The organism is Roseateles sp. PN1 (assembly GCF_038419725.1).
In the GTDB taxonomy this organism is placed as follows: Bacteria; Pseudomonadota; Gammaproteobacteria; order Burkholderiales; family Burkholderiaceae_C; genus Paucibacter_A.
The window spans coordinates 93,202-109,218 of sequence record NZ_JBCARA010000002.1 but is presented as its reverse complement, the minus strand read 5'-3'; the positions used below and the strand labels follow the sequence as shown (position 1 = coordinate 109,218).

13 protein-coding genes are annotated in these 16,017 nt (G+C 63.5%); 10 read left to right on the top strand and 3 right to left on the bottom strand.

The window, feature by feature from the left end:
- Positions 1–7: 7 nt before the first annotated feature.
- From AABB87_RS03305 to bla, 6 genes are all read left to right on the top strand, one after another.
- Positions 8–1,042: a histone deacetylase family protein gene (locus AABB87_RS03305; protein ID WP_341969821.1), complete on the top strand. Its 1,035-nt coding sequence runs from the start codon at positions 8–10 to the stop codon at positions 1,040–1,042.
- A gap of 68 nt (positions 1,043–1,110) precedes the next feature.
- The gene (locus AABB87_RS03300) at positions 1,111–3,102 is read left to right on the top strand and encodes a DNA topoisomerase IV subunit B (protein ID WP_341969819.1); all 1,992 of its coding nucleotides are present in this window, start codon (positions 1,111–1,113) and stop codon (positions 3,100–3,102) included.
- 7 nt (positions 3,103–3,109) lie between these two features.
- Positions 3,110–3,655, top strand: a complete 546-nt coding sequence (locus AABB87_RS03295) for a GNAT family N-acetyltransferase (RefSeq protein ID WP_341969818.1) — start codon at positions 3,110–3,112, stop codon at positions 3,653–3,655.
- The gene (locus tag AABB87_RS03290) at positions 3,652–4,374 is read left to right on the top strand and encodes a lytic transglycosylase domain-containing protein (RefSeq protein ID WP_341969817.1); all 723 of its coding nucleotides are present in this window, start codon (positions 3,652–3,654) and stop codon (positions 4,372–4,374) included. Before AABB87_RS03295 ends, AABB87_RS03290 begins: the two co-directional genes overlap by 4 nt.
- 2 nt (positions 4,375–4,376) lie before the next feature.
- Positions 4,377–6,896, top strand: coding sequence for a DNA topoisomerase IV subunit A (gene parC / locus AABB87_RS03285; RefSeq protein ID WP_341969816.1), 2,520 nt, complete (start codon positions 4,377–4,379; stop codon positions 6,894–6,896).
- Entirely contained in the window at positions 6,893–7,786 is an 894-nt protein-coding gene (bla, locus tag AABB87_RS03280; RefSeq protein ID WP_341969815.1) for a class A beta-lactamase, read from the top strand. Before parC ends, bla begins: the two co-directional genes overlap by 4 nt.
- A 47-nt stretch (positions 7,787–7,833) precedes the next feature.
- Here bla and AABB87_RS03275 read toward each other — a convergent pair whose 3' ends face one another.
- The gene (locus tag AABB87_RS03275) at positions 7,834–9,909 is read right to left on the bottom strand and encodes a S9 family peptidase (protein ID WP_341969814.1); all 2,076 of its coding nucleotides are present in this window, start codon (positions 9,907–9,909) and stop codon (positions 7,834–7,836) included.
- A gap of 96 nt (positions 9,910–10,005) precedes the next feature.
- Positions 10,006–10,470: a CYTH domain-containing protein gene (locus AABB87_RS03270; RefSeq protein WP_341969813.1), complete on the bottom strand. Its 465-nt coding sequence runs from the start codon at positions 10,468–10,470 to the stop codon at positions 10,006–10,008.
- 318 nt (positions 10,471–10,788) lie between these two features.
- Here AABB87_RS03270 and AABB87_RS03265 point away from each other — a divergent pair, with 318 nt between their 5' ends.
- Positions 10,789–11,325 (top strand): FxDxF family PEP-CTERM protein, encoded by a 537-nt coding sequence (locus AABB87_RS03265; RefSeq protein WP_341969812.1) that lies wholly within the window; start codon positions 10,789–10,791, stop codon positions 11,323–11,325.
- A 125-nt stretch (positions 11,326–11,450) separates the two neighbouring features.
- Here the strand turns inward: AABB87_RS03265 and AABB87_RS03260 are convergent, their stop codons facing one another.
- Positions 11,451–12,491 (bottom strand): quinone-dependent dihydroorotate dehydrogenase, encoded by a 1,041-nt coding sequence (locus AABB87_RS03260; protein ID WP_341969811.1) that lies wholly within the window; start codon positions 12,489–12,491, stop codon positions 11,451–11,453.
- Between the two features lie 215 nt (positions 12,492–12,706).
- On the opposite strand from AABB87_RS03260, the gene AABB87_RS03255 reads away from it, so the two are divergent.
- From AABB87_RS03255 to AABB87_RS03245, 3 genes are all read left to right on the top strand, one after another.
- Positions 12,707–13,840 carry a 3-deoxy-7-phosphoheptulonate synthase gene (locus AABB87_RS03255; protein ID WP_341969810.1) on the top strand — a complete coding sequence of 378 codons (1,134 nt, stop codon included), beginning with the start codon at positions 12,707–12,709 and terminating at the stop codon, positions 13,838–13,840.
- 115 nt (positions 13,841–13,955) lie between these two features.
- Entirely contained in the window at positions 13,956–14,399 is a 444-nt protein-coding gene (locus AABB87_RS03250; RefSeq protein ID WP_082679925.1) for a DUF2141 domain-containing protein, read from the top strand.
- A 14-nt stretch (positions 14,400–14,413) separates the two neighbouring features.
- The gene (locus AABB87_RS03245) at positions 14,414–15,928 is read left to right on the top strand and encodes a carotenoid oxygenase family protein (protein WP_341969809.1); all 1,515 of its coding nucleotides are present in this window, start codon (positions 14,414–14,416) and stop codon (positions 15,926–15,928) included.
- The last annotated feature ends 89 nt before the right edge of the window (positions 15,929–16,017 follow it).

Genomic DNA, 16,017 nt, shown 5'->3' with positions numbered 1-16,017 from the left:
ACCCGTCTTGAAAACCATCTACAACGACAAGCATCCGGCGCACGCCGCCACGCATGAATTCTTCCGCGGCCGCCTGGTGCCGGCTTTTGAGACACCGGCGCGGGCCGATTTCATTTTGCAGGCCGTGCAGGGCGCCGACTTGGGGCCCATTCTTGCGCCGGTCAATCACGGCTTGCAGGCCTTGGCGCGGGTTCACAGCTCGCGTTACTTGAACTTTCTGGCTGGCGCCTGGGATGAGTGGCAGGCCTTGGGCGGTGAGGGCGATGCTTTCCCCGCCGTGTGGCCGGTGCGCAGCTTGCGTGACGATATCGAGCCGCAGAGCTTTGCCGCCCGCATGGGGCTTTATTCCATGGACAGCGGCACGCCGCTGACCGCCGGCGCCTGGGATGCGGCTTTTTGGGGTGCTCAAGCCGCGCTGACCGGACTGGACCTGTTGCTGGCCGGTGAGCGCAGCGCCTATGTGCTGACCCGCCCGCCCGGCCATCACGCGGGCAGCGACTTCTTTGGCGGCTATTGCTTCGTCAATAACGCGGCGGTGGCGGCACAGGCTGCGCTGGATCAAGGCCTGAAAAAAATCGCCATCCTGGACGTTGACTACCACCACGGCAACGGCACCCAAGCGATCTTTTACGAGCGCGCTGATGTGTTCTTCGCCAGCATTCATGGCGACCCGCAGACCGAATACCCCTTCTTCCTGGGCCATGCGGATGAAGCTGGCGCCGGGGCGGGCCTGGGCTTCAATGCCAATTTTCCGCTGCCGGCCGGCGCCACGAATGAGCAATGGTTCGAGCGCCTGGAGGCCGCGCTGGCCCGGCTGCAGGCCTATGCGCCCGATTTGCTGATCGTGTCCCTGGGCGTGGATACCTTTGCTGGCGACCCGATTTCTCATTTCCAGCTGGACCAGCCGGAATTTGCCCGCCTGGGCGAGCGCCTGGCTCGTTTTGGCTTGCCCACGCTGTTTTTGCAAGAGGGCGGCTATGCCACCGAAGCGATTGGGCTCAATGTGCTGGCGGTCTTGCAGGGCTTTGAACAGGGGGCTTAAGCCTTCTTGGATCCGGCGGCGCCCTTTTTCGGGGCAAGGGGGGAATCCTGCTCTCTACAATCGCCGCCATGGCGACGACTAAAGGCACTACCCATTCCTCCCCCGCTTCCTATGGCGAAGCGTCCATCCGCGTGCTCAAGGGGCTTGAACCCGTCAAGCAACGCCCGGGCATGTACACCCGCACGGACAATCCGCTGCACACCATTCAGGAAGTGATCGACAACGCGGCCGACGAGGCCCTGGCCGGTTTCGGCAAGCGCATTGACCTGACCCAGCACCAAGACGGTTCGGTGACCATTGCCGATGACGGCCGTGGCATCCCCTTCGGCCTGCACCCCGAAGAGGGCGTGCCGGTGGTGGAGATTGTGTTCACCCGGCTGCATGCCGGAGGCAAGTTCGACAAGGGCTCGGGCGGGGCCTATAGCTTTTCCGGCGGCCTGCACGGCGTGGGCGTCAGCGTGACCAATGCGCTGGCCAAGCGCCTGGAAGTGACGGTCTGGCGCGAAGGCCAAGTGGCCACGCTGGCCTTTGAGAACGGCGATGTGGTGGAGCCCGTGGTGGCCCGGCCCGCCGTGCGCGGCGACCGCAAGCAGGGCACCACCGTGCGCGTGTGGCCTGATGCCAAGTATTTCGAGAGCGCCGATCTGCCCAAGCATGAGCTGGTGCATCTCTTGCGCAGCAAGGCCGTTTTGATGCCTGGCGTCATCGTGACGCTGACGAACGAGAAAACCGGCGATGTGCAGACCTGGACCTACCAGGGCGGCCTGCGCGACTATTTGCTGCAGACCCTGACCGCCGAGCCGCTGATCCCGCTCTACGAGGGCGAGCAATACGCCAGCAAGGCCGAGACCGAGAATTTCGCCGAAGGCGAGGGCGCGGGTTGGTGCGTGGCCTTCACCGAAGAAGGCGCGCCCATGCGCGAGAGCTATGTCAACCTGATCCCCACGGTGGCCGGTGGCACCCATGAGTCGGGGCTGAAGGACGGCTTGTTCGGCGCCATCAAGGGCTTTATCGAGCTGCACAGCCTCCTGCCCAAGGGCGTCAAGCTGATGCCGGATGATGTGTTTTCGCGCGCCTCTTTCGTGCTTTCGGCCAAGGTTTTGGACCCGCAGTTCCAGGGCCAGACCAAGGAACGCCTGAACAGCCGCGACGCACTGCGTCTAGTCTCCACCTACGTCAAGCCTGGCCTGGAGCTGTGGCTGAACCAGCATGTGGAACATGGCAAAAAGCTGGCCGAGCTGGTGATCAAGCAGGCGCAAACCCGCCAGCGCGCTTCGCAAAAAGTGGAAAAGCGCAAGGGCTCGGGCGTGGCCGTGTTGCCGGGCAAGCTGACCGATTGCGAAAGCCGCGATCTGCTGCACAACGAAGTCTTCCTGGTCGAGGGTGACTCGGCCGGTGGCAGCGCCAAGATGGGCCGCAACAAGGAAACCCAAGCCATCTTGCCGCTGCGCGGCAAGGTCTTGAATACCTGGGAGGTCGAGCGCGACCGCCTCTTCGCCAATAACGAAATCCACGACATCGCCGTGGCGCTGGGCGTGGACCCGCATGGCAAGAACGACTCGCCCGACCTCAGCGGCCTGCGCTACGGCAAGGTCTGCATCCTCTCAGACGCTGACGTGGACGGCTCCCACATCCAGGTGCTTTTGCTGACGCTGTTCTTCCGCCACTTCCCCAAGCTGGTCGAGGCCGGCCATGTTTATGTGGCCCGCCCGCCCTTGTACCGGGTCGATGCGCCAGCGCGCGGCAAGAAGCCGGCCGCCAAGATTTACGCGCTGGACGAGGGCGAGCTCACCGCCACCCTGGACAAGCTGCGCAAAGAAGGCGCCCGAGAAGGCAGCTGGAGCATCAGCCGCTTCAAAGGCCTGGGCGAGATGAGTGCGACTCAGTTGTGGGATACCACCCTGAACCCCGAGACGCGCCGCCTGTCGCCGATCAGCTACGGCCACTTGAGCCTGGGCGAGACCGAAGTTGCCATCAACAAGCTGATGGGCAAGGGCGAAGCGGCCTCGCGCCGCGAGCTGATGGAAATCAACGGCGACGCGATTGAAATCGACGTTTGATTGAGCCATGAGCGCGCCCACGCCCCGCATCCATCTGCGCCCCACCATGTTGTCCGACCTGGACTTCGTGGTGTCGGTGGAGCAGGACGCGGCCAATGTGCCCTTCATTACCCCTTGGGAGCGCACCCAGCATGAGGGGGCGCTGCGCTTCCCGGATTCGCGCCACTTCATCGTCGAGATGGGGCCTGAGGCCAAGCGCGGCGGCTATGTGATTTTTCAGGGCTGCCGCAACCCGCATCGCTCGGTGGAGCTCAAACGCATCGTCTTGTTGCCCAAAGGCCAGGGCCAAGGCCTGGGCCGGGCGGCGATGCGCTTGCTCAAGAAGATGGCTTTCACGCAGTTGCACGCGCACCGCTTCTGGCTCGATGTGAAGGCGCTGAATCAGCGTGCGTTGCGCCTGTATGCCAGCGAAGGCTTTGTCGAGGAAGGGCGTTTGCGCGAGAGCGTCAAGCTCAGCGGCCAGGGCGCCGACGGCTATGACAGCTTAATCGTCATGTCCATGCTGGACCGCGAATACCAAGCGCGCGTGGCGCTGGGGCAGGAGGTCGGGTGAAAACACGCTCTCTGCTCCTGTCCGGCATCGTGCTGCTGCTTGGTGTTGCTGCGCCTGTGCAGGCCGAGCTATGGGGCTTTGTCGATGGCAAGGGCGTCGCCCATCTGGCCAGCAAGCCCTTGAACGGCAGTTATTCCCTGGTGCTGGCCGGGGCCGGCAAGCCCGCTGGCGCGGAAGCAGGCAATGGCCGCGTGCCGGGCAAGAGCGACGGCAGCCAGGGCCTGCTGACTTGGCTGGAGATTGCGCCCGAGGTCAAGTCGGTGCAGCCCTTTTTGCGCGAGGCGGCCGCGGCCCATGGCGTGGATATGGAGCTGCTCAAGGCCATCATCGCGGTGGAGTCGGGCTATAAGCGGGATGCCCTGTCGCCACGCGGTGCGGTGGGGCTGATGCAGATCACCAGCATCGCCGCCAGCCGCTACGCCAGCGCCGGCTTGGTGGCCAACGCCAATGCCAATTTGCAGCAATTGCTGTTTGACCCGCGCACCAATGTCATGACCGGTGCGCGCATGCTGGCGGATTTGATCAAACGTTTTGGCCGCATCGATGCGGCCTTGGCGGCCTGGAATGCCGGCGAGGGCGCGGTGCGCCGCGCCGGCGGGCGCGTGCCGCCCATCGCTGAAACCCAGGCCCATGTCCATTTGGTGCTGGAGCTTTACTGGGCCCTGCTGCAAAGCCGGCTGCCGGCCCAAGCTCAGCACTTGAAGATTCACTCATCCTGACCATGAACCAGACCCCTATTGATTTCGATTCGCCGGAGCAAGTGCCGGAAAACAAGCCGGAAAACAAGCCGGACAACAAGCTGGAAAGCGCAGCGGAGCAAACGCCGGAACAGCTTCTGAGCGAGGCGGCCCCGCAATCGTTGGACTCGCAAGCCGCCGCGCCTGCAGTGCCACCCGCGCCGCCCGTGCCCCCCGATGCCGGCAGCGGCTCCGGCTCGGGCGATGAGCCCGGTGATGCCCTGACCCTGGGCCGCTACGCCGAGCGGGCCTATCTGGAATACGCGCTGAGCGTGGTCAAGGGCCGCGCCTTGCCGGATGTTTGCGACGGGCAAAAGCCGGTGCAGCGCCGCATCCTCTATTCCATGGACCGCATGGGCCTGAGCTTCAGCGGCACTGGCATGGGCGGAGGCGCCAAGCCCGTCAAGGGTGCGCGCGTGGTGGGTGATGTGCTGGGCCGCTTTCACCCGCACGGCGACCAGTCGGTGTACGACGCCCTAGTGCGGATGGCGCAGGACTTCTCGCAACGCTACCCGCTGATCGATGGCCAGGGCAATTTCGGTAGTCGAGACGGCGATGGCGCAGCGGCCATGCGTTACACCGAAGCCCGCTTGGCGCCCATCAGCCGCTTGCTGCTGGACGAAATCGACGAAGGCACGGTGGACTTCGTGCCCAATTACGACGGCTCGACCCAAGAGCCCAGCCAGCTGCCGGCGCGCCTGCCTTTTGTGCTGCTCAACGGCGCCAGCGGCATCGCCGTGGGCATGGCCACCGAGGTACCCAGCCACAATCTGCGCGAGGTGGCCTCGGCCGCCGTGGCTTTGCTGAAGAACGACAAGCTCTCGGATGATGAGCTCTACACCTTGTTGCCCGGGCCGGACTATCCCGGCGGCGGCCAGTTGATCAGCTCAGCCGACGACATCCGCTCGGCCTACCAGAGTGGCCGCGGCAGCATGAAGCTGCGCGCGCGCTGGAAGATCGAAGACTTGGCACGCGGCCAATGGCAGCTGGTGGTGACCGAATTGCCGCACGGCACCAGCTCGCAAAAAGTGCTGGAAGAGGTGGAGGAACTCTCCAACCCCAAGGTCAAGGCCGGCAAGAAGACGCTGAGCCAAGAGCAATTGCAACTCAAGGCCAGCTTGTTGGCGGTGCTGGACTGCGTGCGCGATGAGTCCAGCAAAGACTCCGCTGTGCGTCTGGTGTTCGAGCCCAAGAGCCGCACAGTGGAGCAGCAAGACCTGATCACCACGCTGCTGGCCCACACCAGCCTGGAAACCTCGGCCTCGATCAATCTGACCATGATTGGTGCCGACGGCCGCCCCACGCTCAAGAGCCTGCGCCAGATCCTGGTCGAATGGTTGGGCTACCGCCAGGTGACGGTGCAGCGCCGTACCCAGCACCGCCTGAACAAGGTGCTGGACCGCATCCATGTGCTGGAAGGCCGGCAGCTGGTGCTGCTTAATATCGACGAGGTGATTCGCATCATCCGCAATGCCGATGAGCCCAAGCCGGCGCTGATCGAACGCTTCCGCCTCAGCGATCGCCAGGCTGAGGACATTCTTGAAATCCGCCTGCGCCAATTGGCGCGCCTGGAGGCGATCAAGATCGAGCAGGAATTGAGCGCGCTGCGCCTGGAGCAAGGCAAGCTGGAAGACATTCTGGGCAACCCCGGCAGCTTGAAGCGCACCGTGATCAAAGAGATCGAGGCCGATGCCAAGCAGTACGGCGATGAGCGCCGCACCCTGATTCAAGAAGAAAAGCGCGCCACGGCCGAGGTGCGCATCGTTGATGAGCCGGTGACGGTGGTGGTGAGCCAAAAGGGCTGGGTGCGTGCGCTTAAGGGCCATGAAGTGGCCCCGGCCGCCCTGGCCTTCAAGTCGGGCGACCAGCTCTACGGCACCTTCCAGTGCCGCAGCGTAGATCCTTTGATCGTGTTCGGCAGCAATGGCCGGGTCTATTCGGTGCCGGTGTCGGTGCTGCCGGGCGGGCGCGGGGATGGCCAGCCCATCACCACCTTGATCGAGCTGGAATCCGGCACGCAAATCGCGCATTACCTGGCCGGCGCCGGCAACCAACGCCTGGTGCTGGCCGGCAGCGGCGGCTTTGGTTTGGTGGCGCAGCTGAGTGATCTGGTCGGCCGCCAAAAAGCCGGCAAGACTTTCCTCAGCCTGGAAGGCAACGAAAAGCCCTTGCCACCCGCCTTGCTGCCCGCCGGCGAAGTGCTGGGCTTGCAACTGGCTTGTTTGTCTGAACAGGGCCGCTTGCTGACCTATGCCCTGGACGAACTGAAGCATCAGCCCAAGGGCGGCCGCGGTCTGACCCTGATGGACCTGGAAGGCAAGGATCAACTGCTGGGCGTGGCGGCATTCAGCCAAAGCCTGCTGGTGCAGGGCCTGGGCCGCGGCGCTAAGCCCAAGGAAGAGATTCTGAAGGGCGTTGGCTTGGCTGCTTATGCCGGCAAGCGGGCGCGCAAGGGCAAGGCGGTTGAAGCCTTCCAAAAAGTCTTGCGGGTGCAGGCGCCTTGAAAGGCGGTTTAAGCGGCGCCGATATCGCTCGGCGAGCCCTGCTGATTTCAGGCCTGGGGCTGGCCTCGGGTGTTCGGGCGGCCAATGCCGATGGCGAGTTGCAGGCCCGCATCGAAGCGCTGCAGCAGCGTAGCGGTGGCCGCATCGGCTTGTTTGCGCTGAACAGCCGCAGCCGGGCGCAGATCGCTTTTCAGGCCGATCAGCGCTTTGCTTTTTGCTCCACCTTCAAGCTCTTGCTGGCCGCGGCCGTGTTGGCGCGCGTGGATGCAGGTCAGCTGAATCTGGACAAGCCCATCCGCTACAGCAGCAATGACATGCTGGCCCATGCGCCCATCACCTCGGGCCGTTTGGTTAATGGCCGGGGTGTGATGAGTGTGGGCGAGTTGTGCGAGGCCATCGTGACGGTCAGCGACAACCCGGCCGCCAATCTTCTCTTTCCCTTGGTGGGCGGCCCGCCGGGGCTGACGCGCTTCCTGCGCGAGCTGGGTGACCCGCACACCCGCTCTGACCGCATCGAGCCGGCGCTGAACAGCAATCAAGCCGGCGATGAACGCGACACCACCACACCGGCCGCTTTTGTCACCAGCATGGAAGCCTTGCTGCTGGGCAATCGCCTGAGCGAAGACGCCCTTCAGTTGCTGGTGGGGTGGATGGTGGGCAGCACGACAGGCTTGCAGCGCTTGCGCGCCGGTTTGCCCGAAGGCTGGCGCGCCGGCGATAAGACCGGCACCGGGGCGGGTGGCGCCGTCAATGATGTGGCCATTGCGTGGAAGCCTGAGCAGGCACCCTTGCTGATGGCCGTTTTCATGAGCGGTTCAGCGCAAAGCGTGGACGAGCTCAACACCATTCATGCGGAGCTGGCCGGCTTGGTGGTCAAGGCCATCGGCTAAGTATCGAAAGGGCGAGCATGGCTCGCCCACTTCCACACCATTTGGCCTCACTGCGCCGCCAGATGGCGTCCCAAAAAGCGCTCGACCCGGCCCCAGAAGTCCTTGTGGGTCTCAGGCCCGCGCCAGCCATGGCCTTCCTCGGGGTAGAGCACCCATTCCACTTGCTTGTTGCCGCTGGCTTGCAAGGCGTCGCGCATCTTCACGCCATGTTCCATGGGCACGCGGCGGTCGATGGCTCCATAGGCCATCAACAGGGGCTGCTTCAGGCGCGCGGCTTGTTGCAGGGGCGAGTTCTGCTTGAGCATTTCGCCATCGGCCTTGGGGTCACCCACCATGATGGGCATGTCGTAGCTCAGACCCAGCGCGCCTTGATCGCTGTTGAGCGAGGTGTAGAGCAGCGAGAGGTCGGACACGCCGACCCAGTTGATGCCGCACTTGAAGGTCTCGGGATAGCGGATCAAGGCCATCATGCTGGCGTAGCCACCGTAGCTACCGCCGGCGATGCAGATGCGTGCGGCATCGGCATAGCCCTTGGCCACGGCCCAGCGGGTGGCGTCCACCACATCGTCTACCATGCCGGTGCCCCATTGCTTCCAGCCCGCGCGCTCGAAACTGCTGCCATAGCCTTCGCTGCCGCGGAAGTCGGTTTCGATCACCAAATAGCCGCGTGAGGCCAGGTATTGCGGGATGGCGCTCCACTCCCAGTGATTGCCGCGGGAGAAGGGGCCGCCATGCACCAGAACCACGGTGGGTAAGGGTTGGCTGGACTTGGGGCGGGTCACAAGCGTGGGCAGCATCAGGCCGTCGCGGGCCGGAATACGCACGTTCTCCCGTGCGGCCATGGCGCCGGGCTTGATCCAGGGCCGGGACAGCAGAATCGTCTTGAGGCTCTTGTTTTGACGGTCGTAAATGCTGAAGGCCATGGCTTGGCGGTCGGAGTGAGACTTCACCACCACCAGGTCCGAGTTCAGGCAATCGCGGCAAAGAATTTGGTTCACCGTGCTGCGCATGGCCTGGTCGACCTCGGCTTGCAGGGCTTTCATCGCAGGATCGAGCCAGATGCTGTCTTGGGTCTCGGCCTCGAAATGAGCGCCCAGCAGGCGGCCGGATTTTTCGTCCAGCACCAACTCACCGCGGAAGTCATAGTCTTTGATGCGCAAGAGTTCTTGCAGCTCTTGCTGGGGCTTCTTGGGGTCTAGCAGCAGCAAGGCCTCTCCTGCGCCGGGCGATTTGCCGGCGCCCACCATAAAAATCTCGCCAGTGCTGGCAATGTCCAGCCAGCGGGGAATGCCTTCCTCCACGCGAGGGGCGCGGCGCCAAAGCTGCCAACCTGAGCCTTCTTTGCGAGCCAGGTAGAGCGCAATCTTGTCTTTTTCCTGGGTGATGGCGCCGACAGCCTTGCCCGCGCTGTCCGTCAGCCAGTGATGGACATGGGCGGGTGCGTCGTCCACCAACTGCTGTTTTTGCGCGCTATAGGTATTGATGCGGGCTAAGCTGGCGGAGCTGAAATCGCCATTGCCGTCATAGTTGTTTTGCCGCAGGATGACGTCGGCGCTGCCATCGCGCACCACATCTTGCAGACGCCAGGTCCAGGGCAGCAGGGTTTCACTGCGCTCTTTGAGGCGGGAGTTGGCTAGGCGGGAGCCCCCTTCCATATTCGTATTGGGCACGCTGGAGCGGGCGTTGACCAACTGCCTGAAATCGCCGCCGTCGCGGTCCACGGCCCACAGGCCGCGTGCATTGGGCTTGTCGGTCGCTTCTTGCAGTTGCGCGATGTCAAACACCAAGCGCTTGTTGTTCACCCAGTGGACCTGGTGGATATCGCTATCGTCCATGGTGACCAGGGCGCGGGCACTTTTCAGGTCACGCAGATTGACGACGATCAGCTGGGTGCGTCGACCTTCGGGGGAGGCGATGACCGCCAGCCATTGGCCATCAGGAGATAGCTCGCCGCCGAAATACTGCGGTAGGCGGAAGAAGTCCTCTATGGGCGGCGCTGTGGATGCTGCTCCGGCTGTTGGGCTTTGCGCCCAGCTGGTTTGACCAGTGAAGGTCGCCAGTGCCAAGCTGCCTAGGCACAAGCAGCGTTGCAAGCCGCGAGACTTTCGCGTCGGTATCCTCATTGCACCATCCCTCATCAATTTGTTTTCAATGAGGTTCACTGTGACAGTGGTTTTGACGTTAGCTTGTGGGGAATAGCCCTTGCTTTGTCGGCTCTGCTACTCACCCCAAAGGGTGTAGGGCTTGTTGGCCAACTGCGAGTTGAAGTAGCGCGGGTCCTCGGTCACCTCCGCACCCAGCCAAGGCGGTGCCTCGAAAGCCTGATCGGCCGTGCTGAGTTCAATCTCTGCCACCACGAGCCCAGCGTTCTCACCCAGAAACTCGTCCACTTCCCAGGTCATGCCCGCATGTGGAACCAGGCGGCGGATCTTGTCGATCAGCGGCCCTTCGCATAGGCCAAGCAGTTGCTGCCCATCCGCCAAGGGAATTTCGTATTCAAACTCGGCGCGTGTGGCGCCCTGGTTACGACCTTTGATCGTGAGCCAGGCTTGGCTGCCCACTACCCGCACCCGCACGGTGCGGGCGGGGTCGCGGTTCAGATAGCCTTGGCTATAGCGCTGGCCTGGGGATTGCTTCCACGCCTCGCCGACGACCAGGAATTTGCGTTCGATTTCGATGCCCATGGGGTACTTCTATTGTTTTGTTTGATTGCAGCCCAAGCGGGTGCGCAAAGTGGTGTCAAAAAATGTGCCGATTCGAGCGTACGCTGAGGACCTTGCTTTTCTTCCCAAGTGGCAGGCTAAAGGCCACGGTGTGCACAGCGTCGAGCGCTGCCCTTAGCCTTCTTATCCCATCTGTTTTGAGGCAGGTTTTCTTGGGTCCTATTCCCGCACCCCCTTTCCTAGGGGGTGGCGTTGAAAGCCGGCTCGGCTACATTTTGCGGTGTTCGCCTGCAGGCGCGGTGCTTGCAGGTTGCGGGCATCAAGGTAGAGGAACCCTTCATGAAGTTTAAGAAGATTTCTAGTTTGCTGGCCCTGGTGGCCGCATTTGCTTCGACCGGCGCGATGGCCGATGACCAGAGCGTGACCTTTGCAAGTGTCTCTGGCGGTGGTGCCGCCCAAGCGGGCACCTCTGTCTGGACTGCCGCTTTCCAGAGCATGGGCACTGCCTTGGCCGGTGGTGACGATGTCATCAGTTTTCTCGGCTTGACGAGCGGGAAGTACAACTTCCAACTGAACTTCTCGGGTCAAAACTTCATTCTGGGCGATCTGACCCTGAACGATCAAAAGGCTCAATCCGGTCAGTACGGCAATTTCAGCTTTGGCTTCCTGGAAGGCTCAGACAACGCGCCGTTCGTTCTGAAAATTCTCGGCAACAATCCGATTGCTGCGACTCAAGCTGCTTATTCGGGGAACTTGACGGTGACTAAAGTTCCTGACGCTGCGCCACCGCCAGTCCCTGAGCCGGAAACCTATGCCATGCTGCTGGCTGGTTTGGCTGGCATCGCTTTCGTGGTCAAGCGTCGTCGCGCGGCCTGAAAACGCAAAGCAGGACAGAGCTGGGCTTGGACGCCTACTCAAAAAAACCAAGAGCGCCAATCGGCGCTCTTTTTTTTCGTCCGTAAGGCAGCGAGGCGCGCTGCTTTAGTGGCGCTGCCCTAGCCTCAGACCCGCGCCAATGCGCGAGCGCATTCGTTGACCAGAGCTGGGCCCTTGTAGATCAGGCCGGTGTAGATCTGCACCAAGTCGGCGCCAGCTTGCACCTTGGCGCGTGCGTCCTCGCCGCTCATCACACCGCCCACACCGATGATGGGGTAGCCGCTGCCGAGCGCTGCGCGCAGAAGGCGGATGACGCGGTTGCTGGCTTCAAATACGGGCTTGCCTGACAAACCACCGGTTTCCTCGGCATGGGCCATGCCCTTGACCGCCTCGCGGGCGATGGTGGTGTTGGTGGCGATGACGCCGTCAATGCCATTGGACTTGAGCGTCTGGGCAATCACGCCGACCTGCTCTTCATCCAGATCGGGGGCGATCTTGACGAACATGGGCACGTGGCGGCCGGAGGCCGATTGCAGCTTGAGCTTGCGGGCTTGCAGCGCGCCCAGCAAGGCATCCAGGGCCGCGTCGCTTTGCAGCGCGCGCAGATTCTTGGTGTTGGGGCTGGAGATATTGACCGTGATGTAGTCGGCATGCGGGAACACGCCTTCTAAGCCGATCAGGTAGTCATCCACCGCGTTCTCGATGGGCGTGGCCGCGTTCTTGCCGATGTTCAGGCCGACCAGGCCGCCGCAGGCGCGGAAGGAGTGGGCGCGCTGCACATTGGCCAGGAAGCTGGCCAAGCCTTCGTTATTGAAGCCCAGGCGGTTGATCAGGGCCTGCGCCTCGGGCAGGCGGAACATGCGCGGCTTGTCATTGCCGGGCTGGCCCTTGGGCGTGACCGTGCCGACCTCGATGAAGCCAAAACCCATGGCTCCCAGCCCGTCGATGCAGCGGCCGTTCTTGTCCAGGCCAGCGGCCAGGCCGATGCGGTTGGGGAACTTGAGGCCGGCCAGCTCCAGCGGATCCTGGATGCGCGGCTGCGACCACAGGCATTGCGCCGGGGTGTTCTGCAGCTTGGCGATGGCGCCCAGCGTGAGCTCGTGGGCATGTTCGGGATCAAGGCCGAACAAAAAAGGGCGGGTGAGGGCGTAGGGGATCAAAGACATAGCTGAATTGTCGCATTCGGCGCAGCGTCCTTGGCGCGGGCCAATCGGGCATCTTGCGCGAGCGCTTGAGGCTTGACTGCTCGGCTTTGCTGGTTTGAGCGTTTGGGCTGCCGTCGTGTCTGGCTGTTAGCGCTTTCTCGTGGATGAGCTGTGGGGCTGAAGTGCCTCAGGAGCTGGCGTTGATAATGGGGGCAATCAAGAAGTAGGAGCCCCGCATGAAGCCTTTGGACGACCCCCGCCACGACCGCGAAGTGGGTTCGCGCGATGAGACCCGCGACACCACCCGCACCGACGACACCCGCATCGGCGCCGTGCGCCCCTTGATCTCGCCCGCTTTGCTGCTGGACGAGCTGCCGCCGCCGGATGTGGCGCTGGAATTGGTCGAGCGCGCCCGCCGTGACATCAGCGCGGTGCTGCATGGGCGCGATGACCGCTTGCTGGTGGTGGTGGGGCCTTGCTCCATCCACGACCACGAGCAGGCGATGGACTACGCCCGCCTGCTCAAAGGCCTCAACGATGAGTTGAAGGGCGATTTGCTGCTGGTGATGCGGGTCTACTTCGAGAAGCCGCGCACCACCGTGGGCTGGAAGGGCTATATCAACGACCCGCGCCTGGACGGCAGCTTCCATATGAACGAAGGCCTGCGCCTGGCGCGCAAGCTCTTGCTGGACGTCACCAGCCTGGGCCTGCCGGCCGGTACCGAGTTCCTCGACCTGCTGTCGCCGCAATACATCTCTGACCTGATCGCCTGGGGCGCGATTGGCGCGCGCACCACCGAGAGCCAAAGCCATCGCCAACTGGCCTCGGGCATGAGCTGCCCGGTGGGTTTCAAGAATGGCACCGATGGTGGCATCAAGGTGGCGAGCGACGCGGTGCTGGCGGCTTCGGCCAGCCATGCCTTCATGGGCATGACCAAGATGGGCGCAGCAGCCATCTTCGAGACCCGTGGCAATGACGACTGCCACATCATCCTGCGCGGCGGTAAGGCCCCCAATTACGACGCGGCTTCCGTGGAAGCGGCCTGCGCGGCCATGCGTTCGGCGGGCTTGCGCGAGCAGGTGATGGTGGACTTCTCGCATGCCAATTCGAGCAAGAAGTTCGAGCGCCAGATCGATGTCGGCCGCGACGTGGCTGCCCAGATCGCTGGCGGCGATGCGCGCATCACCGGTGTGATGATCGAATCGCATCTGCAACCCGGCCGCCAAGACCTGGCGGACGGCCAGACCAAGGCCGATTTGCTGCCCGGCGTGTCCATCACCGACGCCTGCCTGGGCTGGAGCCAGACGGAACCCCTGCTGCGCGAGTTGGCCGCAGCCGTGCGCAGCCGGCGCCAAGCCTCGCGCAGCTGACGCCCGCAATCGCCCCCTTCGCGCCGCCGGTTTGCGTTTGGTCGCAAGCCCGTCGTGGCGGCGGGGCGGCTTGCCTAGAGTTCGGTCATCCCAACCCGAGTTCTAGAGGCAAGCGATGAAACAAGCGTCTTTCACTGTGATGATCACCCTGGCGGCTGCGGCGCTGGGCTTTGCTACAGCCGCCCGTGCTGCCGATTTGGAACTGGAGCTGAGTGGCATCACCCAAGGCCAGGGCCAGATCATGGTGGCGGTGTTTGCCGATGCCGGCAGCTGGCTTGCTAAGCCCGTGGCCGTGGCCCGCGCCCAAGCGGCCGAGCAAAAAGACGGCCGCCTGCTCATCAGTCTGAATAAGCTGCCCGTCGCAGACGCGGGCAGCTTGGCCCTGAGCATCTATCACGATGTCAACGGCAACGGCCGCCTGGACAAGAACGGCATGGGCATGCCCACCGAGCCTTACGCCTTCTCCAACAATGCCAGCGGCATGTTCGGCCCGCCCAGCTTCGAGAAGGCGCAGTTCAGCGTCAAGCCCGGCGCCCGCATCAGCGTGCAGTTCAACTGAGTCAGGGGGACGCCATGCGCATGCAAAGACGCGAACTCTTCAAAGCCGGCTTGGCCGGTGCTGCCAGCTTGGCGGGTTTGGACCCGGCATTGGCGGCATTGACGCCATCAACGCCATCAACGGCCAAGCCCTTCAGCAGCGCGCCCGAACTGGCGCCGCTGCTGGGCTTGCCCGGCCAAGACATGCAGGCCTCAAGCCTCAAGGTGGAAGGCAAGTTGCCCGCCGGCCTGCGCGGTGTGTATTACAAGAACGGCCCGGCCTTGATGGCGCGTGGCGATGAACGCTATCGCCATTGGTTTGACGGCGACGGCCTGCTGCAAGCCTGGACCTTTGGCGAAGCGGGCGTGAGCCACCAGGCCCGCTTTGTGCAAACGGCCAAGTTCAAGGCCGAGGCAGCGGCAGGGCGCTTCCTGGTGCCCGGCTTCGGCACACCGATTCCGGCTCGCAAGCCGGTGCGCGGCGCCGACGATATGAACACGGCCAACACCAGTGTGCTGCGGCAAGGCGGCAAGCTTTACGCCCTGTGGGAGGGCGGCAGCGCCTACGAGTTGGACCCCGCTACCCTGCAGACGCGCGGCCCAAAGAGCTGGTCGCCCGAGCTGGCCGGCATGCCTTTTTCGGCCCACCCCAAGGTGGAAGCGGACGGCACGGTGTGGAACTTCGGTACCTTCGGCACGCGGATGGCGCTGTACCAGATCTCGCCCCAGGGTCAGGTCTTGCGCAGCACGGTGTTTGAGGCGCCTGGCGCCATCGGCATGGTGCATGACTTTGCGGTGTCGCAGCGCTATCTGGTGTTTTTGCTGGCGCCCATACACATCGACCAGCAGGCCTTGCGCGCAGGTGAGAGTCTGTCTAGCTCCATGCGCTGGCAGGGCCAGGAAGCCACCCGCGTCTTGGTGGTGGATAAGGCTGACTTCGAACGCCGCCGCGTGCTGGAGATACCGGCCGCCATGGTCTTCCACTTCGGCAATGCTTGGGACGATGGCCAGACCTTGCAGCTGGACTATGTGCAAAACCGCGAGCTGCCGCAGGCCCAGCTGGCACTCACGCAAATCATGCGCGGCGAGCGACCGTCCGCCGCGCAGCGCAACACCACCCCGCGCTTCATGCGCATCGACCTGGCCAGCGGCCGCATCGAGCTGCGAAGCCGCGAGGACGTGGTCGAGTTCCCCGTGGTGGACCCGCGCGTGGTGGCGCAGCGCTATCGTCATGTTTACTACCCCACGGCCATCGACATCGGCGAGCGCTGGGGCTTCAACGGCCTGCTGCATCTGGACCTGGAGAGCGGCCAACGCCAGCGCTTTTGCTTTGGCAATGAGGTGGTGGTGGAAGAGCATGTGCTGGTGCCCAAGCCCGGCAGCCGGGTGGAGGGCGAGGGCTGGTTGCTGGGCCTGTGCTTTGATAGCCGGCGTCAGCTGAGCTTCGCCAGCGTCTTCGATGCCCAGGCGATCAGCGCCGGCCCCATCGCCAAGGTGTGGCTGCCGTACTGGGTCACTTATGGCTTCCACGGCAAGTTTTACGCTGCTTGATGGGCATAGTTGGGCGATTGAAGGGCGGCTTGATGGGGCAGGCTTTAGCAGCTTGGGATAATGACGCCCATCCCCCTCACTTTTTCAAA